General features: G+C 72.4%; 25 protein-coding genes. 14 read left to right on the top strand and 11 right to left on the bottom strand.

All coding sequences use genetic code 11. The annotated features are described in order from the left end of the window. Window positions 1-122: 122 nt before the first annotated feature. The 4 genes from AB0G79_RS13265 to AB0G79_RS13250 form a co-directional block, all read right to left on the bottom strand. Entirely contained in the window at window positions 123-1,958 is a 1,836-nt protein-coding gene (locus AB0G79_RS13265; RefSeq protein ID WP_360804934.1) for a transglycosylase family protein, read from the bottom strand. Between the two features lie 98 nt (window positions 1,959-2,056). Continuing rightward, window positions 2,057-4,078, bottom strand: a complete 2,022-nt coding sequence (locus tag AB0G79_RS13260) for an FG-GAP-like repeat-containing protein (protein WP_360804931.1) — start codon at window positions 4,076-4,078, stop codon at window positions 2,057-2,059. Between the two features lie 112 nt (window positions 4,079-4,190). Beyond that, the gene (locus tag AB0G79_RS13255; RefSeq protein ID WP_360804928.1) at window positions 4,191-4,463 is read right to left on the bottom strand and encodes a hypothetical protein; all 273 of its coding nucleotides are present in this window, start codon (window positions 4,461-4,463) and stop codon (window positions 4,191-4,193) included. 6 nt (window positions 4,464-4,469) lie between these two features. Further along, window positions 4,470-4,805 carry a hypothetical protein gene (locus AB0G79_RS13250; protein WP_360804925.1) on the bottom strand — a complete coding sequence of 112 codons (336 nt, stop codon included), beginning with the start codon at window positions 4,803-4,805 and terminating at the stop codon, window positions 4,470-4,472. A gap of 278 nt (window positions 4,806-5,083) precedes the next feature. Between AB0G79_RS13250 and AB0G79_RS13245 the strand changes: the two genes are divergently transcribed. From AB0G79_RS13245 to AB0G79_RS13225, 5 genes are all read left to right on the top strand, one after another. Beyond that, complete coding sequence (locus AB0G79_RS13245; RefSeq protein ID WP_360804923.1) at window positions 5,084-6,070, top strand: LuxR C-terminal-related transcriptional regulator; 987 nt, start codon at window positions 5,084-5,086, stop codon at window positions 6,068-6,070. 371 nt (window positions 6,071-6,441) lie between these two features. Then, window positions 6,442-6,585, top strand: a complete 144-nt coding sequence (locus AB0G79_RS13240) for a hypothetical protein (protein WP_360804921.1) — start codon at window positions 6,442-6,444, stop codon at window positions 6,583-6,585. A gap of 14 nt (window positions 6,586-6,599) precedes the next feature. Further along, complete coding sequence (locus AB0G79_RS13235) at window positions 6,600-6,734, top strand: hypothetical protein (RefSeq protein WP_360804918.1); 135 nt, start codon at window positions 6,600-6,602, stop codon at window positions 6,732-6,734. A gap of 12 nt (window positions 6,735-6,746) precedes the next feature. Next, window positions 6,747-6,881 carry a hypothetical protein gene (locus AB0G79_RS13230; protein ID WP_360804915.1) on the top strand — a complete coding sequence of 45 codons (135 nt, stop codon included), beginning with the start codon at window positions 6,747-6,749 and terminating at the stop codon, window positions 6,879-6,881. Between the two features lie 15 nt (window positions 6,882-6,896). Then, complete coding sequence (locus tag AB0G79_RS13225; RefSeq protein WP_360804912.1) at window positions 6,897-7,019, top strand: hypothetical protein; 123 nt, start codon at window positions 6,897-6,899, stop codon at window positions 7,017-7,019. Between the two features lie 184 nt (window positions 7,020-7,203). On the opposite strand, the gene AB0G79_RS13220 is transcribed toward AB0G79_RS13225, so the two are convergent. Further along, a complete protein-coding gene (locus tag AB0G79_RS13220; protein WP_360804909.1) occupies window positions 7,204-8,169 on the bottom strand; it encodes a pirin family protein in 966 nt (321 codons plus the stop codon). A gap of 103 nt (window positions 8,170-8,272) precedes the next feature. Here AB0G79_RS13220 and AB0G79_RS13215 point away from each other — a divergent pair, with 103 nt between their 5' ends. The 4 genes from AB0G79_RS13215 (at window position 8,273) to AB0G79_RS13200 (ending at window position 10,843) form a co-directional block, all read left to right on the top strand. Then, complete coding sequence (locus AB0G79_RS13215) at window positions 8,273-8,617, top strand: tetratricopeptide repeat protein (protein ID WP_360804906.1); 345 nt, start codon at window positions 8,273-8,275, stop codon at window positions 8,615-8,617. A gap of 91 nt (window positions 8,618-8,708) precedes the next feature. Beyond that, a complete protein-coding gene (locus AB0G79_RS13210) occupies window positions 8,709-9,092 on the top strand; it encodes a DUF6153 family protein (protein ID WP_360804903.1) in 384 nt (127 codons plus the stop codon). 113 nt (window positions 9,093-9,205) lie between these two features. Then, a complete protein-coding gene (locus AB0G79_RS13205; protein WP_360804900.1) occupies window positions 9,206-9,829 on the top strand; it encodes a DUF305 domain-containing protein in 624 nt (207 codons plus the stop codon). Between the two features lie 120 nt (window positions 9,830-9,949). Beyond that, entirely contained in the window at window positions 9,950-10,843 is an 894-nt protein-coding gene (locus tag AB0G79_RS13200; RefSeq protein ID WP_360804897.1) for a F510_1955 family glycosylhydrolase, read from the top strand. On the opposite strand, the gene AB0G79_RS13195 is transcribed toward AB0G79_RS13200, so the two are convergent. Together AB0G79_RS13195 and AB0G79_RS13190 are read right to left on the bottom strand one after the other, a co-directional pair. Continuing rightward, window positions 10,837-12,564 carry an amidohydrolase gene (locus AB0G79_RS13195; protein WP_360804894.1) on the bottom strand — a complete coding sequence of 576 codons (1,728 nt, stop codon included), beginning with the start codon at window positions 12,562-12,564 and terminating at the stop codon, window positions 10,837-10,839. The two genes, AB0G79_RS13200 and AB0G79_RS13195, sit on opposite strands and share 7 nt — an antisense overlap. Window positions 12,565-12,626: 62 nt before the next feature. Then, window positions 12,627-14,045 (bottom strand): cytosine permease, encoded by a 1,419-nt coding sequence (locus tag AB0G79_RS13190; RefSeq protein ID WP_360804891.1) that lies wholly within the window; start codon window positions 14,043-14,045, stop codon window positions 12,627-12,629. A 141-nt stretch (window positions 14,046-14,186) separates the two neighbouring features. Here AB0G79_RS13190 and AB0G79_RS13185 point away from each other — a divergent pair, with 141 nt between their 5' ends. After that, window positions 14,187-14,798, top strand: coding sequence for a TetR/AcrR family transcriptional regulator (locus AB0G79_RS13185; RefSeq protein ID WP_360804888.1), 612 nt, complete (start codon window positions 14,187-14,189; stop codon window positions 14,796-14,798). Window positions 14,799-14,801: 3 nt separating this feature from the next. On the opposite strand, the gene AB0G79_RS13180 is transcribed toward AB0G79_RS13185, so the two are convergent. Beyond that, window positions 14,802-16,232: an NAD(P)/FAD-dependent oxidoreductase gene (locus AB0G79_RS13180; RefSeq protein ID WP_360804886.1), complete on the bottom strand. Its 1,431-nt coding sequence runs from the start codon at window positions 16,230-16,232 to the stop codon at window positions 14,802-14,804. A gap of 95 nt (window positions 16,233-16,327) precedes the next feature. Here AB0G79_RS13180 and trxA point away from each other — a divergent pair, with 95 nt between their 5' ends. Further along, window positions 16,328-16,699, top strand: coding sequence for a thioredoxin (gene trxA / locus AB0G79_RS13175; protein WP_360804883.1), 372 nt, complete (start codon window positions 16,328-16,330; stop codon window positions 16,697-16,699). An 89-nt stretch (window positions 16,700-16,788) separates the two neighbouring features. Here the strand turns inward: trxA and AB0G79_RS13170 are convergent, their stop codons facing one another. The 3 genes from AB0G79_RS13170 to AB0G79_RS13160 form a co-directional block, all read right to left on the bottom strand. Then, window positions 16,789-17,976: a thiolase family protein gene (locus AB0G79_RS13170; RefSeq protein ID WP_360804880.1), complete on the bottom strand. Its 1,188-nt coding sequence runs from the start codon at window positions 17,974-17,976 to the stop codon at window positions 16,789-16,791. A 205-nt stretch (window positions 17,977-18,181) separates the two neighbouring features. Then, entirely contained in the window at window positions 18,182-18,451 is a 270-nt protein-coding gene (locus AB0G79_RS13165) for a hypothetical protein (RefSeq protein WP_360804877.1), read from the bottom strand. Window positions 18,452-18,658: 207 nt separating this feature from the next. After that, window positions 18,659-19,693 carry a LacI family DNA-binding transcriptional regulator gene (locus AB0G79_RS13160; protein ID WP_360804874.1) on the bottom strand — a complete coding sequence of 345 codons (1,035 nt, stop codon included), beginning with the start codon at window positions 19,691-19,693 and terminating at the stop codon, window positions 18,659-18,661. 155 nt (window positions 19,694-19,848) lie between these two features. Here AB0G79_RS13160 and AB0G79_RS13155 point away from each other — a divergent pair, with 155 nt between their 5' ends. From AB0G79_RS13155 to AB0G79_RS13145, 3 genes are all read left to right on the top strand, one after another. Beyond that, window positions 19,849-21,147, top strand: a complete 1,299-nt coding sequence (locus tag AB0G79_RS13155) for an MFS transporter (RefSeq protein WP_360804871.1) — start codon at window positions 19,849-19,851, stop codon at window positions 21,145-21,147. Window positions 21,148-21,222: 75 nt separating this feature from the next. Continuing rightward, entirely contained in the window at window positions 21,223-21,465 is a 243-nt protein-coding gene (locus tag AB0G79_RS13150; protein ID WP_360804868.1) for a hypothetical protein, read from the top strand. An 82-nt stretch (window positions 21,466-21,547) separates the two neighbouring features. After that, window positions 21,548-22,978 (top strand): SPFH domain-containing protein, encoded by a 1,431-nt coding sequence (locus tag AB0G79_RS13145; RefSeq protein WP_360804865.1) that lies wholly within the window; start codon window positions 21,548-21,550, stop codon window positions 22,976-22,978. Window positions 22,979-23,052 lie beyond the last annotated feature (74 nt).

Genomic DNA, 23,052 nt, shown 5'->3' with positions numbered 1-23,052 from the left:
GCGGGTTCCGGTGGGCGCGGGGCGGATGGTGGTGCGGGCGGGTTCCGGTGGGCGCAGGGCGGATGGTGGTGCGGGCGGCTTCCGGTGGGCGCGAGGCGCGGGGCGGGCCTTGGGGAGGCGGCTCAGGCGAGGTCGCTGGATATCCAGTTCCAGCTGCCGGAGCTCACGCTGTCCCAGGTCATGGCCGGGTTGGCGAAGCCGGCGCCGGTGGAGGTGAAGGTCCACAGACCGGTGCGGTTGGTGCCGTCGGTCTGGCGGCCGTAGTGGTAGAGGACGCCGACGTCGGCCTTGCCGTCGCCGTTGAAGTCGCCGGCGGTCAGCTTGCTGGCCTCGGCGTTCCAGCTGCCGGTGCCCGAGTCCCACTTCCTCGACGGGTTGGTGAAGTCGGAGCCCGTGGAGGTGAGGGTCCACAGCGCCGACTTGTTGCGGCCGTCCTCCGCTTGGCCGTTGTCGTAGAGGATGCCGACGTCGGCCTTGCCGTCGCCGTTGAAGTCGGCGGCGGTGACCTTGGATCGGTCCCAGTTCCACGAGCCGAAGGCGGTGGAGACGTTGTCCCACTTCTTCGAGGGGTTGGCGAAGCCGGCGCCGGTGGAGGTCAGCGTCCACAGGGCGGTCGCGTTGCTGCCGTCCGTCTGCCGGCCGTTGTTGTAGAGAACGCCGACGTCGCTCTTCCCGTCGCCGTCGAAGTCGCCGGCGAGGAGCTTGGAGCGGTCCCAGTTCCACGAGCCGGTGCCCGCCGAGACGTTGTCCCACTTCCTGGCCGCGGTGAAGCCGCTGCCGGTCGAGGTGAGGGACCACAGGGCCGTCCGGTAGGTGCCGTCCGTGTCGCGCCCGTTGTCGTACAGGATGCCGACGTCGTCCTTCCCGTCACCGGTGAAGTCGCCGGAGGTCACCTTGGAGCGGTCCCAGCTCCAGGAGCCGGCCGCGGCGGTGCTGTCCCACCGCTTGACCGGGTCGGCGAAGTCGGTGCCCGTGCTGGTGAAGGTCCACAGGGCGGTCCTGTGGGTGCCGTCCGTCTGCTGGCCGTTGTCGTAGAGGACGCCGAGGTCGTCCTTGCCGTCGCCGTTGAAGTCACCGGCGGTGACCTTGGATCGGTCCCAGTTCCACGAGCCGAAGGCGGTGGAGACGTTGTCCCACTTCTTCACGGGCGGGCCGAAGCCGGTCCCGGTGGACGTGAAGGTCCAGACGGCCGTCCGGTAGAGGCCGTCCGTCCCCTGGCCGTTGTCGTACAGGACGGCCACGTCGTCCTTGCCGTCGCCGTTGAAGTCACCGGTGGTCCGGGCGGTGGTGGCCCGGTTCGCGGTGAGGAAGGAGACCCCGTCCGACAGCGGGCCGGTCTGTCCGGCGTCGTTGACGGCCCGCACCGTGACCGTGTGCGCGCCGTCGGTGAGCGTCGTCGTGTCGAGGGAGACGGAGTAGGCGGGGCCCGAGCCGGTGTCCGTGCCGACGGCCCGGCCGTCGACGTAGAACGTCGCCTGCGTCGGGGTGCCGACGGCGTCGGTCACGGAGGCCGTGAGGGTGATCGTGCCGGTGGCCACCGAGCCGGAGGCGAGGCCGGTCACCTTCGAGACCGGCGGTACGGGGTCGGGGTAGGGGACCGCGTGGTCGGAGCCGAGGTTCGCGAGCGGGCCGCAGTGCGGCCACGCACCCTCGCCCTGCGCCTTGAGGACCTTCTCGGCGACGAGGATCTGTTCCTTCTTGGTGGCGAGGTCGGCGCGGGCGGCGTAGGCGGTACCGCCGAACCCGTTCCAGGTGGAGGCCGAGAACTGCAGGCCGCCGAAGTAGAGGCCGTTCGTGCTGACGGCGGTCCAGTCGCCGCCGCTCTCGCACTGGGCGACCTTGTCCCAGGTCTCGACGGAGGCCGCGGAGGCCGTTCCGGCGGAGAGGAGGGTGCCGGCGAGGCCGGCCGTGACGGCGAGCGCGGTGGCGGTGGTGAGCGTGCGGGGGCGGCGGGACATGGTGTGTCGGGGCTCCTGGGACGAGGGGACGGCGTCAGGCGGGGTGACGGGGCCCGGCCGGCCGGAGGGTGTCCGGCCGGCCGGGCCCCGCGGGGGCGTCAGCCGAGCTTGCTGGCCTTCCAGTTCCAGCTGGTCTGGCCGGCGCTGTCCCAGCTCATGGCCGGGTTGGCGAAGTCGGTGCCGGTACTGGTGAACTTCCACAGGCCCGTGCGGTTGGTGCCGTCGTCCTGGACGCCGTAGCCGTACAGGACACCGATGTCGGTCTTGCCGTCGCCGTCGAAGTCACCGGCGGTCAGCTTGCTGGCGTCGGAGTTCCAGCTACCGGTGCCCGAGTCCCACTTCTTGGACGGGTTGGTGAAGTCGCTGCCCGTGGAGGTGAAGGTCCACAGCGCCGACAGGTTGCGGCTGTCCTCGGTCTGGCCGTTGTCGTAGAGGACGCCGACGTCGGCCTTGCCGTCGCCGTTGAAGTCACCGGTGGTGACCTTGGAGCGGTCCCAGTTCCAGGAGCCGGTGCCCGTGGAGACGTTGTCCCACTTCTTCGACGGGTTGGTGAAGTCCGTGCCGGTGGAGGCGAGGGTCCACAGGGCGGTCACGTTGGTGCCGTCCGTCTGCTGGCCGTTGTCGTACAGGATGCCGACGTCGGCCTTCCCGTCGCCGGTGAAGTCGCCGGAGACCATCTTGGAGCGGTCCCAGTTCCAGGAGCCGGTGCCCGTGGAGACGTTGTCCCACTTCTTCGACGGGTTGGTGAAGCCCGTGCCGGTGGAGGTGAGCGTCCACAGGGCGGTCACGTTGGTGCCGTCCGTCTGCTGGCCGTTGTTGTACAGGACGCCGACGTCGTCCTTGCCGTCCGCGTTGAAGTCACCGGTGGTGACCTTCGACCGGTTCCAGTTCCACGAGCCGGTGCCGGCGGAGACGTTGTCCCACTTGAGGACGGGGTCGGCGAAGCCGGTGCCGGTGGAGGTGAAGGTCCACAGGGCGGTCTTGTTGGTGCCGTCCGTCTGCTGGCCGTTGTTGTACAGGACGCCGATGTCGGACTTTCCGTCGCCGTTGAAGTCACCGGTGGTGACCTTCGAGCGGTCCCAGTTCCAGGAGCCGAAGCTCGAGGAGTCCCAGACCTTCACGGGCTGGTTGAAGCCGGCGCCGTTGCTCAGGTACGTCCACAGGCCGGTCTCGTACGAGCCGTCCGTCTGCCTGCCGTAGTCGTACAGGACGCCGACGTCGGCCTTGCCGTCGCCGTTGAAGTCGGCGTGGAAGGTGGAGGTGGCCTCGCCGTTGGAGGTGATGATCTGGGCGCGGGAGGCGCCGGTGTTGCCGTTCGTGTCGGTGACCTCGGCGGCCACGATGTGCTTGCCGTCGGGGAAGCGGCTGGAGTCCAGGGCGAAGGAGTACGGGGCCTGGGTGAGCTTTCCGCTGACCGGCTCGCCGTCGACGTAGTACTGGACCGAGGCCACGCCGTAGGTTCCGGCGGTGGTGGAGGCCGTCAGGTTGGCGACGCCCGAGACCGTGCCGGTGGCGCCGCTGAGCGCGACCCGCGGCGGGGTGGCCTGCTGCATCTTCGGCGAGATGTACCCGCTGATGCGCTGGCTGCCGAACGGCGCCTGGCCCACGTGCCAGTTGGACGACGTGTTCGTCCTGACGCTGTTGCTCTCGTTTCCGCCGGTGATGGTGACCTTGCCGTCCGCGACGCCGGTCACCATGGCCACGTGCTGGGCCCAGCCGTTGGCGTACTCGTACACGACGGCGTCACCGACGCTGGGCGTGTAGGTGGGGCTGGTGTGGAGGGTCCCGTACTTCTTGCCGTAGGTCCAGAAACTGGAGGCGGCGTCGGTGAGCACGGCCTGGCCCATCACGTTGTACTTCGACCAGACCCAGCCGACGAAATCGGCACACCAGGCGTGGGCGGCGCCGCCGCTGCCGTTGCAGCTGTTCCTCTGGTTCAGGTCGTTGTGGTAACCGCCGTTGGCGCAGGGGCCGTTGCCCGTCTGGCTCTTGGCAAGCGTCGCCATCTCGGTGAGCTCGGAGGCGTGGACGGGGGTCGCGGCGAGGCCCGAGAGGGCGGCGGCGGCCACGAAGGAGGCGAGGCCGACGCGGATCGGACGGGGCAGGACGGCACGGGACACGGAAGTACTCCTGACGGTGACATGGCGGTGCCCTGAGCAGGGACGCGCGGGGAAGTGGAAGGGCCTGGCCCGGGAGACGGGCGGGCGGTCGGGGCCGAGGGCCCCGGGAGGTTCAGCGGGCGCCGGTGAGCACGTAGCCCTGCGCCGCGATGGCGTGGGACACCCGGTCGAGAAGGCGGCGCATGCGCGGCAGGGCGACGTCGTCGGTGGGGGCGCGCACGAAGAGGTAGAGGTCGAGGCCGTCGTGGGTGTAACGGGCCTTCACGTGCTCCAGCCCGTCGGCGGGTACGGCGTGGGCCCAGAGGAGATCGGTGAGGACGGCGAGGGTCTCCTGGCGAGGGGGGTCTCCCGACGGTGCCGTGAGGGAGGCCAGGACGAGACGCACGGCGGGTCAGTCCCAGCCGATGGCGTTCTGCTGGGCGGTGGCTGCGGACAGCTCCACCGAGTCCCAGCTGATCGCACCCGAGCCGTCGCCGTCCTGGACCGAGTCCCAGCTGATCGCACCGGGGACATCGGCGGCCTGGACCGAGTCCCAGCTGATCGCACCGGGGACATCGGCGGCCTGGACCGAGTCCCAGCTGATCGCCCCCGAACCGTCACCGTCCTGGACCGAGTCCCAGCCGATCGCACCGGGGACATCGGCGGCCTGCACCGTGGTGACGGCGGCTCCGGTGGAGAGCAGGGCGGCGAGGCCGGCGGCAGCGAGAAGTGCGGAGACGCGCGACATGACATTCCTTCGGTCGACGGGGCGGAGCGGTACGGAGGGGAACTGCGCGGACCGGATGACGAAAGGTTTCCTGTCCGACGGGGCGGTGGGGCGGGTTTTGCCGCCGCCGTCCTCGTGATCACCACTCTGCCGCCCGTCGACAGCCCCCGGAAGGGACGCCGACTGTCGCCAAGCTGTCAGGCAGCTTGCTGCCACCGCACCCCTTCCGACTGGTCTTCATCCGCCCGTCATCAGGTATTTTCGGCCCGTCAGCCATATGGCAAGCAGGGGGGATTGAGGTGCTCGAAGCACTGGGACTAGGCATCGACGAGGAGTCCGTCTACCAGGAGATGCTGGTGACCTCGGCGGGTGGAGTGGAGGAGCTGGCCGCGCGTCTGGGCATGACGGAGGCCCGCGTCAGGGACGCCCTCGACCAGCTGGTCGCCCTCGACCTGCTGGCGCCGTCGCAGGACTCCGGGAAGGGCCTGCGGGCGGTCTCGCCCGACGTGGGCCTCGAGGTGATGATCCGGCGGCAGGAGGAGGAGCTGGCCCGTCGGCAGGAGGAGCTCGCGCGCAGCAAGGCCGCGGTGGCGAGGGCGGTCGCGGCCTACGCCCACCTGCGGCCCAACACGGAGACGGAGCAGGCCGAACGGCTCGTCGGCCTCGACGCGATCCAGTCCCGGCTGGAGGCCCTCACGCGCGACCTCTCCGACGAGCTGATGTCGATCATGCCGGGCGGCGCCCAGTCGCAGCGCAGCCTGGACGCGTCGCGCCCGCTCGACGAGGCGGCGCTGCGGCGCGGTGTGCACATCCGGGCGGTGTACCAGGACAGCGCCCGCAACGACGGGCCGACGCTGGCGTACGCCCAGTGGACGACGGAGCTGGGCGGCCTGGTCCGTACGAGTCCCGTGCTGCCGCCGCGCATGGTGGTCTTCGACCGCCGGACCGCGCTCGTGCCGATCGACCCCGAGAACTCGAAGCTCGGGGCGCTGTGCACCTCGTCGCCCGGGATCGTCGCCTCGCTCCTGTCCCTGTTCGAGCAGACCTGGGAGACGGCTGTACCGCTCGGCGCCGACCACCGGCAGCCGTCCGAGGACGGCATCAGCAGCAGCGACCGCGAGCTGCTGCGGCTGCTCGCCTCGGGGCTGACGGACGAAGGCGCGGGGAAGCGGCTGGGCATCTCGGTCCGGACCGTGCGTCGCCAGATGGCCGGGCTGATGGAACGGCTCAACGCCACGAGCCGGTTCGAGGCGGGGCTCAAGGCGGCGCGCCGCGGCTGGTTGTAGGCCGCCCGCGCCGGGCGGTCGACACGCGAAGGCCGTTGGGCCCCGGCTGCGGCGAGACGTCGCCTGGCGATGCCGCCACCAGCCGTACCGGTGACGCGAGTTGAGCGCCGGCCGGCTGGTGGCCCGCGATCCGGGCCACGGCCCGGTCGGACGTCACCGCCGGCGGGCGGGGTCCACGCCGTGACCGGCGGCCACCGCACGATATTCGCCCCCCCCTGACGACCCCCTGACGACCCCTCTGCTCCGACTGCGGCCGAGAACGCCGAAAACCCTCTGCCATGCGACCGGATGTATGCCAGGATGATCGAATTCGATCATCGATTGATCAAAGGCTGTCGGCCCGGAGCCGACACCTGGGGGAGAGAACCACCATGACCACTCTGCAGAAGCGCATCGTCGCGGTCGTCGCCACGGCGTTCGCCGCCGCCTTCCTGACGCTCGGCACGGCGTCCTCGTTCGGGGAGCAGGGCCCGCAGTTCACGGTCCAGGCCGGCAACGTCGTCAACATGCCGTGAGCGCAGGAGCCCCGATGAGCATCAAGACCCGCGTCGCCGCGCTCCTCGCGACGGCCGTGGCCGCTTTCGGCCTGGCCCTCGGCGCCACCGCACTCCCGTCGGACTCCGACACCGCCGTCACGGCCGGAACCGTCCACAACCACCCGTAAGGCAGGGGAACCATGAGCGTCAAGACCCGTTTCCTGTGCGTCGTCGCCGCGGCGGTGGCGGCCTTCGGGTTCGCGGCCGGCGCCGTCACGCTGCCGTCGGCCTCCGACACCAGCGTCCAGGCCGGCACCATCACCAACCGCCCGTAACACCAGGGGACCACCATGATCCGCACGTTCGCCCTCGCGCTCGGCGCGCTGTCCCTGCTCGCGCTCGGCCTGACCGCCGCCGCGAACGTCACCGGCGGCGCCCAGCACGTCTCCGCGCACACCATCGTGCCCGAGTAGTCACCACCAGCCGTACCACCGCTTCCCCGGCCCCCTTCCGTCAGAGCGCGGAAGGGGGCCGGCCGCGTGAGTGTGACGGCCGCGCCAAGGACTTCCCCGTGGGCCCAGGCCGGTCCCCCGGCGCTTACCGTCACGCCCGGACACGCCTGGAGGAAGCCCGGCGGCACCAGCGGCTCACCCCACGTCAGCGCACCCGGCCGCGCGGCTTCAGCGGAACCGGGGGCAGTTCGGGGGCCGGAAGCGGAGCGCCGTCGTAGCCCTTCACCTCGCCGAAGCGGCCGCCGCCCATCCAGTCCGAACGGGCCTGAGCGATCTCCTCGTTCGAGCGGCCGATGAAGTTCCACCACATGACCAGCTCCTCCTCGAAGGGCTCGCCGCCGAGGAGCATCAGGCCCGCGTCGGAGAGTGCGCGGAGGGGGAGTTCGGTGCGGCCGCAGCCGAGGTAGAGCATGGAGCCGGGGAGGACCGGGACGCCGTCGACGTGGGCCTCGCCGGACATCGACAGGACCGCGTACTCGAAGTCCGGTTCCAGCGGGAGGCTCGTCTCGGTGCCCGCCGCGAGGGCGAGGTCGGCGCCGACGATCGGGGTGTACGTCGTGCCGGGCGACGCGGCGCCGTCGAGGCTGCCGAGGATCACCGTGGCCGTCAGGCCCGGAGCCGTGACCTGCGGGAGGTCGGCGTGGTGCTGGAAGTGGGGCTCCACGTGCCGGTGCTCGTCCGGAAGCGCGACCCAGAGCTGGGCGCCGTGGAGGAAGCGGGCGTGCTGCCGGGGGCTCTCCTCCGAGTGGGAGATCGCCCGGCCCGAGGTCATGAGGCCCAGCTCGCGCGGGCGGATCGTCTCGAGGCTGCCGGTCGAGTCGCGGTGCAGGACCTCGCCCTCATGGAGCCAGCTCACCGTCTGGAGGCCCATGTGGGGGTGGGGCGGGACCTGCATGCCCGGCTCGTCCGCGATGTCGTCGGGGCCGTAGTGGTCGACGAAGGCCCAGGCGCCGACCATCCTCCGACCCAGGTTCGGGAGCAGTCGGCGGACCTCCGTCGACTCCCCGAGGCGGACCTTCCGCGGGCTGAGAAGCTCCCGTACCGGCTCGGCGACGACGAAGCCCCGGCCGCCGCACACCGTCATCGCGGCCTGGCGATCAAGATTGCTCATGACACTCAACCTACCTTAGTGGAATGTTCAACCATCGGGTCTTGTTGACGTGGTCGACCGCCACAAAGAGTGGCAGATCCGGCCAGCCGGAGAGGAAGAGCAAGTGAGCGACACGTACTACGAGTTCGGAACGGCCGCGGAGCGCTGGGATCGCGCGCGCCTGTTCTTCGACGCGAAGGAGTACCGGACCGCCGTCCGCATCCTGAGCGGCCTCGTCGCCGAGCACCCCGACCAGACGGCCCAGCGGCTGCTCCTCGCCCGCGCCTACTACCACTCCGCCCAGCTCTCCCGCGCCGAGACGGAGCTCCGGACGATCCTGGAGCGCGACCCGGTCGAACACTACGCGCGGCTGATGCTGGGGCGCACCCTTGAGCGCCAGGGGCGCCCGGACGAGGCGGCGCCGCATCTGCGGATGGCGGCGGCGATGTCCGGCGAGCTGCCCGTCTGAGGACCGGCCTTCACGCGGTTCTGATACCCCCGCACGGTATGGTCTCGGTCAGGAGGTCCTGATCTTGCGTCCACGCCGTGCCGGCCGCCGTATGCGAGCAGGAGGTGCCCTCGCGCACCTCCTGCTCGTCGGCGTGCTCGCGCTCGGCGTGTTCCTCATGCACGCCGTGGGGCATCCCGAGGGGGCCGGTGACACGAGGCCCTCCGGGACGGCCACCGTCACCACCGCCGCGCACCACACCGGCGACGGTGGCGGCTCCGACACCCGCCACGAACCCGGTTCCGGGATGGACATGACCACGCTCTGCGTGGCCGTCCTCGGCGTCTGGCTGCTCGCGGGGCTCGTCCGGGCCGCCCTGGCCCGCCGCCCCGACTGGCTCGCCGTCCTCCTCGCGCGGCTCACCCCCGCGCTCGGACCCCACGCGCCCCCGCCGAGACCTCCCGACCTCGCCCAGCTGTCGATCCTGCGGATCTAGGCCGTCACGCCGCCGCGGGCGCCTCGCGCTGCCCGCAAACGCATCGACCCGCCCTTTCCGCTCGTACGGGCACCTGTGCGCCGTACGGACAGCACACACGAGGTAGCACTCCCATGCGCAGTCTCAGCACCAAGAAGCTCACCCTCACCGGGGCCGTCGTCGCCGCCGGGCTCCTGCTCTCCGCCTGCGGCGGGAACGACGGTTCGGACGGCGGCATGAGCGGGATGGACCACGGCGGTACGTCGACGTCGGCATCGGCGTCCGCGTCCGCGGCCGGCTTCAACGACGCCGACGTGATGTTCGCCCAGATGATGATCCCCCACCACCAGCAGGCCCTGGAGATGGCGAAGCTCGCCGACGGCCGCGCCGAGGACCCCGAGGTCAGGAAGATCGTCGCCGCGATCGAGAAGGCCCAGGACCCGGAGATCCGGAAGATGAGGTCCTGGCTCAAGGGCTGGGGGAAGCCCGACGCCGTCGAGGGTGGTTCCGGGAGCGGCCACGGCATGGCCGGGATGATGTCCGAGCAGGACATGAAGGACCTCTCGGCGGCCAAGGGCAAGGCCTTCGACCGGAAGTTCGCCGAGCTGATGATCGCGCACCACGAGGGCGCGGTCGCCATGGCCGAGGACGAGCGGAAGGACGGCCTCGACACCGGAGCCAGGAAGCTCGCCGACGACGTCGTGCGGACCCAGTCCGCCGAGATCGCCGAGCTGCGGAAGATCCTCGACCGGATCTGATCGCCGACCCTCGCGGCCGGTCCCCGTCTCCCGGCGGCCGGCCGCCCTTCCCCGGCAGGTCCCCGTCTCCCGGCGGCCGGCCGCCCTCCCCCGTACGCCCGCTCCCCCGGCGAAAGAACGATGAAGAAGTCCTTTCGCGGCACCACGGCCGGTGCCGCCGCCACCACCCTTGGCCTTGCCCTGACCCTGGCCCTGACCCTGACCCTGACCAGCTGCTCCCGGGACCGGCCGGCGGGCGACGCCCCCGCCGCCCTCAGCCACATCCACGGGCTCGGCGCCCGCGGCGACACGCTCTACGTCGCCACGCACGGAGGCGTCCACTCCCCCGGCCCCGCCGGCCGGCCGGTCCCGGTCGGCGACCGCCGGGACGACTTCATGGGCTTCACCGTCACCCCCACGGGCGCCTTCCTCGCCAGCGGGCATCCGGCCCCCGGCCCGGACGGACCCGCCGATCTCGGTCTGATCGAGTCGACGGACTCCGGCCTCACCTGGCGCGAGAGGTCGCTCGGCGGCGAGGTCGACTTCCACTCCCTCGACACCGCCGCCGACTCGACGGTCTACGGCTACGACAGCGCGAACGGCCGCCTGCGGATCAGCCGCGACGGCGTCACCTGGCAGGACGGGGCCGCGCTGCGCGCCCTCGACATCGCCGTCTCCCCCGCCTCCCGTGACACCGTGCTCGCCACCACGGAGACCGGAGTCGCCCGCAGCACCGACGGAGGGAAGACGTTCGCGCCCGGTGCGGGGCAGGTCCTCGCGTACGTGGACTGGGGCGCCCCCGACGCCCTCTTCGGCATCGACTCGAACGGCGTCCTCTTCCGGGGCACGGGGGCGGAGGCGGGCGCGGCCTGGAGCCGCGTCGCCACCGTCCCCGGCGGCGCCCCTCAGGCGCTCACCGTCGTCGACGCCCGCCGCCTCCTCGTCGCGACCCGGGACGGGGTGTACGAGTCCCGGGACGCCGGCCGCTCCTTCGAGCGGCGGATGGAGGTGACATCGGGGGGCGGCGCTCACTGAGCACGGTCGACGACCACCTCTCCGCCCACCACGACCGTCTCCGCCACCGTGCCCGGGATCTCCCCGGGCGCGACGCGGAAGATGTCACGGGAGAGGACGACGAAGTCGGCGAGCTTGCCGACCGTCAGCGAACCCCGTTCGTCCTCCAGGAAGTTGGCGTAGGCGGAGCCCATCGTGTAGCCCTCGACGGCGGTGGCCACGTCGATCGTCTCCTCCGCCGTCCAGGGCTCGCCCCCGCCGAGGGGTCGGCGGGTGACGGCAGCGTGGATCCCGACCATGGGGTCCATCTCGGCGACGTTCCAGTCGCTGGAGAGGGCGAGGACGGCACCGGCCTCGCGCAGGCTGCGGAGCGGCCACGCCTTGTGCCAGCGGGCGGGGCCGACGTTCTCGGCCCACGCCTGGCCCGGTCCCGCGATGTCGGGGGCCGCGTGGCGGGGCTGCATGCAGGCGACGACGCCGAGCTCGGCGAAGCGGGGGGTGTCCGCCGGGTCGAGGCACTCGACGTGCACGACCTGGTGCCGGGCGTCGCGCGGGCCGTTGACGGCGCGGGCGGCGGCGACGGCGTCGAGGACGGTCCGGATGCCCCGGTCGCCCGTGGCGTGGACGAAGCACTGGAAGCCGCGCGCGTCGAGTCGGGTGAGGAGCTCCGCGAACTCCTCCGGCGGGTAGAAGGTGTCGCCGCGGTGGTGGGAGCAGCCCGCGTACGGTTCGAGAAGCGCGGCCGTCCGCGGTTCGACGACGTCGTCGATGTAGAGCTTGAGCGGTCCCACGCGGAGCCGGTCGTCCGAGAACTCCCCTGCCGCCGAGGTGAACGCGTCGAGGTCCGCGTCCGTCGTGCCGCGCGGGTGGAAGAGGGCGGCGACGACGCGTGAGCGCAGGCGGCCTTCGGCGCGGGCGCGCTGGAAGAGGGCGAGGTCGTCGAGGGAGTTCTGCGGCTCGACGACGGTGGTGATGCCGTAACCGATCGCGTCGTCCAGGCTCTTGGCCAGTCGCCCGTACTGGCGGTCGGGCGAGGCCCAGGGGACGCCGAGCTCGCGCAGGGCGCGGTGGCCTTCCCGGGAGAGTCCCTTGATGGCGAAGTCCTTGACGAATCCGGTGGGTTCGCCGGTTCCCGGGTCGACGACGGCGCGGCCGAAGGGCAGGTCGGTGTGGTCGCGGTCGACGCCGAGACGGCGCAGGGCGGCGGTGTTGAGCCACGCCGTGTGGACGTCGTAGCTGAGGACGATCGCCGGGACGTCGCCGGTGGCGGGGTCGAGGTCGGCGGCGGTCGGCATGCGTCCGCCGTCGAGCGCCGAGTAGTCGAAGGCCTCGGCCTCGATCCACTCGGCGTCGGGGTGGGCGGTGCGCCATTCCCGTACGCGCTCGTGGACCGCGTCGAGCGTACGGGCTCCCGCGAGCTGCACGCAGGCGTCGTCCGAGCCGAGCCGGACGTGGTTGTGGGCGTCGACGAAGCCGGGCAGGACGAGCCGCCCCGCGGCGTCGACGACCCGGGTTCCGGGCCCGGCCCAGGGGCCCGCGTCGGCGTCGGCGCCGATCCAGACGATGCGGCCGTCCCGTACGGCCATGGCCTCGGCCTCCGGAAGGTCCGGGTCGACGGTGTGGATGCGGGCGCCGGTGAGGAGGAGGTCGGCGGGGCCGGGGTGGTCGGCGGGGCCGGGGTGGTCGGCGGGGCCGGGCCGGTCGGCCGGACGTGCGTGGTCGGCGGGGGTCGCGCTGTTCATGAGGGTGTGACTCCGTGTCGTACAGGAGGAGTTGGGCGGAGGCAGGGTGCGGGGCCGGGGGGTCAGGAGTCGGCCGGGTGCGGGATCGCGCGCCCGCGGGCGAGGAGCACGTACACCAGCGCCGAGACGACCGAGCCGAGGAGCGTGAGGTCGGCGCCGCCGAGCGGGGCGACGAGGGGGCCGGTCCAGAGGGCCGAGTCGCAGGTGAGGCCGGAGAAGAGGAGTCCGGCGAGGAGGGCCGTCATGCCGGCGGGGTGCCAGCCCGCGCGGTACCAGTAGCCGCCGCCGGGTCCTGTGCGGTGCAGGGCGCCGGAGTCGTACCGGCAGCGCCGGAGCACCATGTCGGCGAGGAAGACGCCGCCCCAGGGGGCGAAGACGATGATCAGGAGGGAGAGGAAGGAGAGGAGCGAGGTGGTGAAGTCGGTGAGGAAGAGCGCGCCGAGGGAGCCGAGGGCGGTGACGGCGGCGCTGATGACGATCGCCCGGGCGCGGCTCCACGGGATGCCGAGGACCTGGAGGTTCAGGCTCGACGAGTAGAGCGTGATGATGGAGTTGGTGACGGAGCCGCCCAGGACGAGGGCGAGGAAGAGCGGCTGGAACCAGCCGGGGAGCAGGCTCTCGGTGCCCGCGACGGCGTCCGTCATATCGACCTGGGTCGCGGCGGCCACGCCGGCCACGCCGAGGGCGACGGAGGAGAGGAAGCCGCCGAGCGCGCCGCTGACGGTGACGGCCTTGAGGGAGGTCGTGCGGGGCAGGTAGCGGGTGTAGTCGGCGGGCATCGGGAGGTACGAGAACGGGCCCGCGAGCACGACGACGAAGGCGAGGCTCCAGCCGGAGGCACCGGGCGCGGCAGCGGGGGCCGAGGTGTCGGCGCCGGGCAGCACGAGGGCGAGCAGGACGGCGAAGCCGACGGCGAGGACGTACGCCATCCAGCGTTCGGCGAACTGGACGGTGGCGTGGCCCCAGAGGGCGACGGCGAAGGTCAGCGCGAGGGTGACGGCGAGGGCGGCGGCGCGGGGGGCGTGGCCGCCGTGCCAGCCGAGGTCGGCGAAGAAGGCTTCGAGGGCGAGGGTGCCGACGACCGTGTTCACGACGGTGTAGCCGATGCTGACGATCCAGTTGAGGAGTCCGGCGGGCCAGTTGCCGCGGACGCCGAAGGCGGCGCGGGAGATGACGAGGGTCGCGGTGCCGGTGCGGACGCCGCTGAGTCCGGCGGCGCCGATGGCGAGGAAGGAGAGGCCGCCGAGGACGACGACGGCGGCGGCCTGCCAGAAGGAGAGTCCGAAGGCGACGGCGAGGGCGCCGTTGATGACGTAGGTGAAGGTGAGGTTCGAGCCGAACCAGAGCCAGAAGACGTCCTTGGCTCCGCCGTGTCTCTCGGCGTCGGGGATGCGGTCGATGCCGTGCTCCTCGACCTGGAAGACCTCGTCCCGGCCCGTGGTGACGGCCGCCGCCCCCGTCGCCGTCTCGTGTGCGACCACTCCGCGCTCCTGTCTTGAATGCCGTTCTATCTTCTTGAACGGCATTCAAGATGCGCGACGGGTTCGGGGCACGTCAAGACCTCCGGAGGTTGCGGTTAGGGTCGGTTCCGTACACAGGACGACGGAACGGGGAGCACGGCGGTGGCAGGGGCGGCACGACGGCGGGACGGCAGCGTCACCCAGGAGCGGATGCTCGAAGAGGCCATGGCGGCCATCGCCGAGGACGGGCTCGCCGCGCTCACCATGTCGGCGCTCGCCGAGCGGCTCGGCACCAGCGGCGGCCACATCCTGTACTACTTCGGCAGCAAGGACCTGCTCCTGCTCGCCGCCCTCCGGTGGAGCGAGACCGCGCTCGCCGAGGAGCGGCGCGCCCTGCTCGCCCGCCGGATCACGGCCGAGCGCAAACTCGACCTCTTCCTCCGCCTCTACCTCCCCCGCGGGCCGCGCGACCCGCGCTGGACGCTCTGGATCGAGCTCTGGGCCCGCACGCCGGGCAACGCCGAACTGCGCACAGCACAGGCAGAGTTGGATCGCGGATGGCAGGAGGACCTGGAGGAGGTGCTGACCGCGGGCGTCACCCGGCGCCGCTTCGCGCCGCTCGACGCGCCCGCCCGCGCCTCCGAACTCCTGGCCCTTCTCGACGGATTGAGCACCCGAGTCGTCCTCGGCCAGGAGTCCGGCCGGGACGCCCGCCCCGCGCTGGAGGCGGCACGGGCGGCGGCACGGCTCCTCGTCCCACCGGTGGTTGACTGACCGTCAGCCCCGGTACGCCTCCAGGAGACGGAGCCACGCCTCGCTGAGGGTCGGGTAGGAGGGGACCGCGTGCCAGAGGCGCGCGATCGGGACCTCGCCGACGACGGCGACCGTCGCCGAGTGGACGAGTTCGCCGATGCCGGGGCCGACGAAGGTGGCACCGACGACCACCTCCCGGTCGAGGTCGACGACGATCCGGGCGCGGCCCCTGTAGCCCTGGGCGTAGAGCCCGGCGCCCGCGACCTGGTCCATCTCCACGTCGACGGCGCGGACCCGGCGCCCGGCCCGCTCGGCCTCGGCGAGACCGAGGCCGACGGCGGCGGCCTCGGGGTCACTGAAGACGACCTGCGGGACGGCCGCGTGGTCGGCGGTCGCGGCGTACGGGCCCCAGGGCGCCGGCTCGGCGTCCCCCTTCGCGCGCGCCCCGATCGCCGCCCCCGCGATCCGTGCCTGGTACTTGCCCTGGTGGGTCAGGAGCGCGCGGTGGTTCACGTCGCCGACCGCGTACAGCCAGTCGGTCCCCGTGACCCGGAGGCTGTCGTCCACGTCCAGCCAGGAGCCGGGCCTCAGACCGACGGTCTCCAGGCCGATGTCCTCCGTGCGCGGGGCGCGGCCCGTCGCGAAGAGGACCTCGTCGGCCTCGACGTGGTCGCCGCCGTCCAGGACGACCGTCACCGGCCCGGTGCCCCCGTCCCGTACGACCGCGGTGACGTCGACGCCCGTACGGATGTCGGCGCCGCGCGTGGCCAGGGCCTCGGCGACGTACTCCCCCACGAACGGCTCCATGCGCGGGAGCAGGCCCCCGCCCCGTACGAGCAGGGTGACCTTCGCGCCCAGGGCCTGCCAGGCCGTGGCCATCTCCGTACCGACGACTCCGCCGCCGACCACGACGAGCCGCTCGGGCACGCGGCCGGAGCTGGTGGCCTCGCGGCTCGTCCACGGGTGGGCGCCGGGGAGGCCCGGCAGGTCGGGGAGGACGGCGCGGCTGCCGGTGCAGACGGCGACGGCGTGGCGGGCGGTCAGCAGGTGCTCGTCGCCCTCGGGGCCCGTGACGGCGACCCGGCGGGGGCCGACGAGGCGGCCGTGGCCGCGGTAGAGGCGGGCGCCGATCGAGTCGAGCCAGTCGACCTGGCCGTCGTCCTTCCAGTCGCCGACGACCGAGTTCCGGTGGCGGAGGACCTCCAGGGCGTCGAGCGGCCCGTAGACCGACTCGCGCAGTCCGGCGACCTTGCGGGCGTCGGAGCGGGCGATGGCGGGGCGCAGCAGGGCCTTGCTGGGCATGCAGGCCCAGTACGAGCATTCGCCGCCGATCAGCTCGCTCTCGACGATCGCGGCGCTGAGGCCGGCCGCGCGGACCCGGTCCGCCAGGTTCTCGCCGACCGGTCCGGCCCCGAGGACCACCACGTCAAAGGCGTCTTCCACCATTCGTGTCATGGGCACCAGTGTGCGGGGAAGGGTGCGGAATAGCGCGGCTCGCTACGCCGTTGTGCCGGGCGAGTCCCCCCGCCCCCCGACAGACAGGAAGCAGCATGAGCACCGTAGAGCTCACCAAGGACAACTTCGACGAGGTCGTGAGCGGGAACGGGTTCGTGCTCATCGACTTCTGGGCGGAGTGGTGCGGCCCGTGCCGCCAGTTCGGCCCGATCTTCGAGGCCGCGTCGGAGCGCCACCAGGACCTGGTCTTCGCGAAGGTGGACACCGAGGCGCAGCAGGAGCTGGCCGCCGCGTTCGAGATCCGCTCCATCCCGACGCTGATGATCGTCCGGGACAACGTGGCCGTGTTCGCGCAGCCGGGCGCGCTGCCGGAGGCGGCCCTCGAGGACGTCATCGGTCAGGCGCGGAACCTGGACATGGACGAGGTGCGGAAGTCGGTCGAGGCGGCGCAGCAGCAGGGCGAGTGACGGTCTGACGCGAGAGGGGAGGGGTACGGGGATCTCCCCGTACCCCTCCCTTTCGCTTGTACGTCTTCCTCCCCCGTACGTCTCCGGGGTCAGCGCTCCAGGACGAGTGCGAGGCCCTGGCCGACGCCGATGCAGAGGGCGGCGAGGCCCGTGCCGGACCCGGCGGCCGCGAGCTGGTGGGCGACGGAGCCGGCGAGGCGGGCCCCGGAGGCGCCGAGGGGGTGGCCGATGGCGATCGCGCCGCCACGCGGGTTGACGACCGAGGGGTCGAGCTCGGGCCACTCGGCGAGGCAGCCGAGGGCCTGGGCGGCGAAGGCCTCGTTGAGCTCGAAGGTCGTCAGGTCGGCGAAGGAACGGTCCGCCTTCTCCAGGGCGCGGCGGACCGCGGCGACCGGGCCGAGGCCGAAGAGCTGCGGCTCGATGCCGGTCACCGCCGACGTGCGGATGCGGGCGAGCGGCTCGCGGCCGGTCTCGCGCAGCCCCTCCTCGTCGACGATGAGGAGGGCGGCGGCGCCGTCGTTGAGCGGCGAGGCGTTGCCGGCCGTGACCGTGCCGCCGGTGGGGCGGAAGGAGGGCTTCAGCTTGGCGAGGGCCTCCAGTGACGTCGCGTCCCGGATGCACTCGTCGCGGAGCAGGTCCACGCCCTCGTACGGGACGACCTCACCGTCGTACAGACCCTTGGCCCAGGCCTCGGCGGCCTTCTGGTGGCTGGCGAGGGCGAAGGCGTCCTGCTGGTCGCGGGTGAGGCCGTGCTTGTCGGCGACGAGCTCCGCGCCCTCGCCGAGGGCGACGGTCCACTCGGCGGGCATGCGCGGGTTGGTCATCCGCCAGCCGAGGGTCGTCGAGTGGAGCTGCTGGTGCCCGGCGGGGAAGGCGCGCTCGGGCTTCTGGAGGACCCAGGGGGCGCGGGACATCGACTCGACGCCGCCCGCGATGGCGACGGACGCGTCGCCGAGGGCGACGGCGCGGGCCGCCTGGATGACGGCCTCCAGGCCGGAGCCGCAGAGGCGGTTGACGGTCACGCCGGGGACGGTGACGGGGAGTCCGGCGAGCAGGACGGCCATCCGGGCGACGTCGCGGTTGTCCTCGCCGGCACCGTTGGCGTCACCGAAGTACACGTCGTCGACGCGGGCGGGGTCGAGCGCGGGCGTGCGGTCGACGAGCGCCTTGACGACGTGGGCGGCGAGGTCGTCGGGGCGGACCGAGGAGAGCGCGCCCCCGAACTTCCCGATCGGTGTGCGGACGGCGTCGACGATGTAGACGTCGCGGATGCTCATCGGTTCTCTCCCACGTGACCTTCGGAACGACTCTGTCCGCCTGGTGGGGAGGGTCTGGCCCTCCCCCCGTGCGCCGCCGAGTCTGTGCCTGGTGCACGGACCCTGTCAACGGTCGCCTCACGAGGGGAGGGCGGGGCAGAGCGGGCGGGACGGCGGGGGAACAGCGGGGGACAGCGGGGGGGACAGCCGAGGGGGGGAGCGCAGGTCAGCCGCGGGCCGCCGGGCGGACGAGCGCCGTGAGCCCGTAGTCGAGCTCGCGACCGTCGACGAGCAGGGCCTCGACGGTGCGCGTCTCCGGATCGAGGTCGGCGCGCATGCCGTGCCCCTCGTAGATGGGGTACCCGGACTCCCCCCGCCGCCCGGTGGCCTCGACGACGGCCGACCGCACGGCGGTGTCCTCCACGGAGGCCCCACCCCTGTCCTCGACGTGCTCGGGCACCAGCAGGATCTCGAAACGCTGCGGAACAGTATTCATGCGACGACGCTAAGCGCTGCGGGGGGCTCGTGCCGAGTGAGGCGGGGCGCCGGGCCCCGGGCCTTGGGGGGCGGGGCGCCGGGCCCCGACCGGGCCCGATCACGGCGTACGACTCCGATCTCGCAGTCGTCCGTCCCGGCGATGCGGGCCGTCGGCGCGGCGCGTCTCGGCCGTCGGGGTGGGGGGTCCCGCGGCTCCAGTCGTCCGTCAGCTCGAGTCGCGGGGGATGACCCGGGAGTCGAGGAGCCGTCTCGACCGCAGGGGGGCTTCCGGTTCGCGGACCGCCTGGTCGATGAGTTCCGCCAGTTCGCCGCCGAGGACCATGTCGAGCCGGACCGTGCTCAGGCGGGGACGGAGCAGACGGCCCAGGAGGAGGTCGTCGGCGCCGACGAGGGCCGTGTCCTCGGGGACCGAGACGCCGGCGTCCTGGAGGGCGCGCATGAGGAGCATCGCGTACTCGTCGTTGTACGCGAAGACGGCGTCGAGGCCCAGCTCCGGCCAGCGCGCCGCCAGCGCGTCGGCCGCGTCCTCCTCGTACCGCAGCGGCAGGGGTACGACGGTGGCGCCGGTGCCGTCCACGGCGCGGCGGACGCCTTCGAGGCGGGGGCCCGAGAACATCTCCAGGCCCGGTTCCTCCGGGACGACGACGCCGATCCGGCGGCGGCCGCGCTCGACGAGGTGCGCGCCCGCGACCCGGCCGACCTGGGCCTGGTCGAGGCCGAGCGCGTGGGCGCCGGCCACCTCGCGCGTACCGAGGGTGATCACCGCACGGGCGCCGGAGCGCTTGAGGAGTTCGACGCCCTGCGCCGTGAGCGCGATGTCGCCGACGGCGACGACGGTGACCGGCCGCAGCTCGGCCCAGGCGCGGGCCGCCTCGTCGCCGCTGAGGCCCTCGCTGCCGTACTGCACGACCGTGTAGTCGAGCCGGCGCAGCTCGCGCTGGAGGTCGCTGAGGAACCGGCCGTAGAGCGGGCCGATGGGGACGTGGGCGCTGGGCAGCAGCACCATGCGGGTGTGGCCCGCGCGCAGGCTGCGGGCCGCGGCGTGGGGCACGTACCCCAGTTCCTCGGCGGCCTCGCGGACCTTCCTGCGGGTGGGCTCGCTGATCCGGACCGCCGCCGTGTTGTTCAGCACGTACGAGACGGTGGCGCGGGAGACGCCCGCGAGGCGGGCCACATCGGCGCTGGTGGGGACGGGTCGCCCGGCCGTGGCCGTGGGGGACTGTTCGCTTTGCTCGCTCATCGATCCGGCATCTTTCCAGAACAATCCGGCTTCAGGTCTGGCGGTTGGCCGGAAATGGGTGCTACACAATGCTGACACGAGTCAGTGACACGTGTAAATCACTTCTTCAGTCCGCTCCTCGCCCCCTCGTCGGGCGATCTCCCCAGGAGGGCAACGTGGCCCTTTCCTCCCACGGAACCGGCTCCGAGACCGGCGCCTCCGTCGGTGCCACCGTCGGCTCCGCCACCGGCCCGGCCGGCTCCGACTCCCCCGTGACCCCCCGGCCGACGCGGGGCCTCATGACCCTGCTCCTCGTCGGGAACACCGCCATGTACGCCCTGTACATCGGCGTCGCCGGCGTCCTCCTCGCCCTCCAGATCGAGGACGTCGACCCGGCGAACAAGGTCTCCAACTTCGGCCTCGTCGCCGGTGTCTCCGCGATCTTCGCGACGGTCTTCAACCCGGTCGCCGGCGCGCTCTCCGACCGCTCGGGCCGCCGCAACCCGTGGATCCTGGGCGGCGGCCTGCTCGCCCTGCCCGTGATGTTCCTGCTCGGCAGCGTCCACACGATCCTGCTCGTGACGATCATGTGGTGTCTCGGCCAGGCCGTCATGAACGTCTACCAGGCGGCCATCACCTCGGTCGTGCCCGACCGCATCCCGGTGAGCGCCCGCGGCAAGGCCTCCGCCGCCGTCGGCCTCGGCCTGCCCATCGGTTCCACCGTCGGCGCCCTCGTCGGCGCGGCCTTCTCCGAGGACTACCGCACCGGTTACCTCGTCTTCGGCGCCGTCGTCGCGGCCGCCGCCGTGCTCTTCACCACCTGCGCCCGCGAGGAGCGGATGCCTCCGAAGGCGCCGGTTCCGGTCAAGCAGCAGATCACCGCGTTCGGCAGCGCCCTCAAGAACCGCGACTTCCTCTGGGCGTTCATCGGCCGGGCCCTGCTGATGCTCGGCTACTTCGCCATCGCCGTCTTCCAGATCTACATCCTGCAGGACCACACGAAGCTCCCCGAGGGCCTCTCCCCCGAGGGCGCGATCGCCATCCTCACCCCGATCGGCTCGGTCGCCATGGTGATCGCCACCGTCCTCGGCGGCTGGCTGTCCGACCGCTTCGACCGCCGCAAGCTGTTCGTCGGCGCCTCGGCCGCGATCACCGCGCTCTCCCTCGTCATCCCCGCCGTCTCCACGAGCTGGGCCGCGATGACGGCGTTCACGATCATCAACGGCATCGGTTTCGGCTGCTACATGGCCGTCGACACCGCCCTCGTCACCATGGTGCTCCCCAAGGCCGAGGACGCGGCCCGCGACATGGGCGTCCTCAACGTCGCCAACGCCGGTCCGCAGATCATCGCCCCGTTCGTCGCCTCTCTCGTCGTCTCGCTGAGCGGCGGTGGCTACACGGCCCTCTTCGTCGTGGGCGCCGCCCTCTCGGTGCTCGGCGCGCTCGCCGTGCGCCCGATCCGCGGGGTGCGCTAGCGCCTGTCCGACCCCGATCCGTCGGGCAGGCCCTAAACCGACCGCCAGGCAAGGGAGTTGACGTACCGTTCGTCCATGGACCTGGCCATGGACGAAGCGTCGGACGACCCCTCGATGGTGGGCATGCTCGGCCGGGTGACCGGTACGGTCGGGCCCGGACTCGTGGGCGAGGTGATCGTACGGATCCGCGGCGGCGCCGAGCACTTCCTCGCCCATCCGGCGTCGCCGAAGGAGCGGATCGAGGTCGGCACGGTGGTGACGGTCGTGGAACATCTCCCTCCACGCACCGTCTATGTCACAGCCGCGTACGGCGGTTGAAAGAACCGTTGAGTGTGCGCCCGTCACGGGCGCACACTCGCTTCACCGGGTCCGCACGGCCCCGGTGAAGGGGGAACTTCCCATGGGCATCGGCATTCTGGCGGGGGTCGTCGTCGGCGCCTTCGCCGTTCTGATCGCTGTCTTCAAGATGATGTGGCGCGTCGCGGAGCCCAACGAGGCGCTCATCATCTCCGGTTCCAACCACAAGAACGAGGGCCTCGGCGCGGGGATGGGGTTCCGCATCGTGACCGGGCGCGGCACCCTCGTCATGCCCGGCGTCCAGGCGGTCCGCAAACTCTCGCTCGACCTCAACGAGACGCAGCTGTCCGTCGAGTGCGTCACCCACCAGGGCATCCCGCTCAAGGTCCGCGGTGTCGTCATCTTCAAGGTCGGCGACGACTTCGTGTCCATCGCCAACGCCGCCCGCCGCTTCCTCGACCAGCAGAAGCTCATGTCGGAGCGGGTTCACATCGTCTTCGCCGGTCATCTCCGCGCCATCGTCGGCGGGTTGACCGTGGAGGACATGATCCGTGACCGGGAGAAGCTGACCGGGCAGGCCCGTTCGGCCTGTGGCACGGAGATGGAGAAGCTCGGTCTGATCGTCGACTCGCTCCAGATCCACGAGATCGAGGACCCGACGGGCTACATCAAGAACCTCGCGGCCCCGCACGCCGCCGCCGTCCAGCGGGACGCGCGGATCGCGCAGGCGGAGGCGAACCGGCGGGCCACCGAGGCGGAGCAGCAGGCCGCGGCGCGCATGTCGGAGGCGACCCGCGACAGCGAGATCCTGCAGGCCGGCTACCAGGCCGAACGGGACCAGGCCTCGGCCAGGGCCCGGCAGGCCGGACCCCTGGCCGACGCCGCCTCCCGCCAGGAGGTCGTCGTGCAGGAGACCCGGGTGGCCGAGCTGGAGGGCCACCGCAAGGAGCAGCAGCTCCAGGCGGAGGTCCGCAAACCGGCCGACGCCATGGCGTACGAGACGCGGACGCTGGCCGCGGCCGAGCGTGACGCCCGCATCTCGGCGGCCGAGGCCGAGGCGAAGGAGACCGAGCTCGCGAGCGCGGCCAAGGCGACGGCGACCCGGCTCACCGGTGAGGCCGAGGCGGCGGCGGCGCACGCGAAGGGTCTCGCGGTCGCCGAGGCCACCCGGGCGAAGGGCCTCGCGGAGGCGGAGGCGATCAAGGCCCGTGCGGCGGCGCTCGCCGAGAACCAGGAGGCCGTGGTCGCCCAGCAGCTGGCGGAGAAGTGGCCGGAGATCGTCTCGGCCGGCGCGTCCGCCTTCGGCAACGTCGACCAGATGGTGCTGCTCAACGGCGCCGACGGCATGGCGGACGTCTTCGCCAAGGCGCTGACCATGGGCGGGACGGGGCTCGGACTCGCCCGGCAGCTGCTCGCGACGATGAGCCCGGCGGCGCAGGAGAAGCTGGGTGTGGCGGTGACGCCCGCCCCGAGGTCGCCGGAGGACCCGCCGGCGGTCGAGAGCGTACGGATCACGGTCGGCGACGGCGAGTAGCCGTACGAGGACGGGCACGCGAAGGGGCCCGGCGCCGTCACAGCGCCGGGCCCCTTTCCCGTACCGGGGTGACG

This window comes from Streptomyces sp. NPDC020807 (assembly GCF_040641575.1).
In the GTDB taxonomy this organism is placed as follows: Bacteria; Actinomycetota; Actinomycetes; order Streptomycetales; family Streptomycetaceae; genus Streptomyces.
Note: the sequence above shows the minus strand (reverse complement) of the source record. Positions and strands in the feature narration are given on the sequence as shown.

Bases quoted from the DNA above. Each gene is read 5' to 3' on its own strand.
- AB0G79_RS13195 (WP_360804894.1), bottom strand. From the start codon at position 12,564: ATGAACAGCGCGACCCCCGCCGACCACGCACGTCCGGCCGACCGGCCC.
- AB0G79_RS13235 (WP_360804918.1), top strand. From the start codon at position 6,600: ATGAGCATCAAGACCCGCGTCGCCGCGCTCCTCGCGACGGCCGTGGCC.
- AB0G79_RS13160 (WP_360804874.1), bottom strand. From the start codon at position 19,693: ATGAGCGAGCAAAGCGAACAGTCCCCCACGGCCACGGCCGGGCGACCC.
- AB0G79_RS13165 (WP_360804877.1), bottom strand. From the start codon at position 18,451: ATGAATACTGTTCCGCAGCGTTTCGAGATCCTGCTGGTGCCCGAGCAC.
- trxA (WP_360804883.1), top strand. From the start codon at position 16,328: ATGAGCACCGTAGAGCTCACCAAGGACAACTTCGACGAGGTCGTGAGC.
- AB0G79_RS13240 (WP_360804921.1), top strand. From the start codon at position 6,442: ATGACCACTCTGCAGAAGCGCATCGTCGCGGTCGTCGCCACGGCGTTC.
- AB0G79_RS13150 (WP_360804868.1), top strand. From the start codon at position 21,223: ATGGACCTGGCCATGGACGAAGCGTCGGACGACCCCTCGATGGTGGGC.
- AB0G79_RS13180 (WP_360804886.1), bottom strand. From the start codon at position 16,232: ATGACACGAATGGTGGAAGACGCCTTTGACGTGGTGGTCCTCGGGGCC.
- AB0G79_RS13170 (WP_360804880.1), bottom strand. From the start codon at position 17,976: ATGAGCATCCGCGACGTCTACATCGTCGACGCCGTCCGCACACCGATC.
- AB0G79_RS13250 (WP_360804925.1), bottom strand. From the start codon at position 4,805: ATGTCGCGCGTCTCCGCACTTCTCGCTGCCGCCGGCCTCGCCGCCCTG.
- AB0G79_RS13200 (WP_360804897.1), top strand. From the start codon at position 9,950: ATGAAGAAGTCCTTTCGCGGCACCACGGCCGGTGCCGCCGCCACCACC.
- AB0G79_RS13265 (WP_360804934.1), bottom strand. From the start codon at position 1,958: ATGTCCCGCCGCCCCCGCACGCTCACCACCGCCACCGCGCTCGCCGTC.
- AB0G79_RS13210 (WP_360804903.1), top strand. From the start codon at position 8,709: ATGCGAGCAGGAGGTGCCCTCGCGCACCTCCTGCTCGTCGGCGTGCTC.
- AB0G79_RS13205 (WP_360804900.1), top strand. From the start codon at position 9,206: ATGCGCAGTCTCAGCACCAAGAAGCTCACCCTCACCGGGGCCGTCGTC.
- AB0G79_RS13230 (WP_360804915.1), top strand. From the start codon at position 6,747: ATGAGCGTCAAGACCCGTTTCCTGTGCGTCGTCGCCGCGGCGGTGGCG.
- AB0G79_RS13225 (WP_360804912.1), top strand. From the start codon at position 6,897: ATGATCCGCACGTTCGCCCTCGCGCTCGGCGCGCTGTCCCTGCTCGCG.
- AB0G79_RS13220 (WP_360804909.1), bottom strand. From the start codon at position 8,169: ATGAGCAATCTTGATCGCCAGGCCGCGATGACGGTGTGCGGCGGCCGG.
- AB0G79_RS13145 (WP_360804865.1), top strand. From the start codon at position 21,548: ATGGGCATCGGCATTCTGGCGGGGGTCGTCGTCGGCGCCTTCGCCGTT.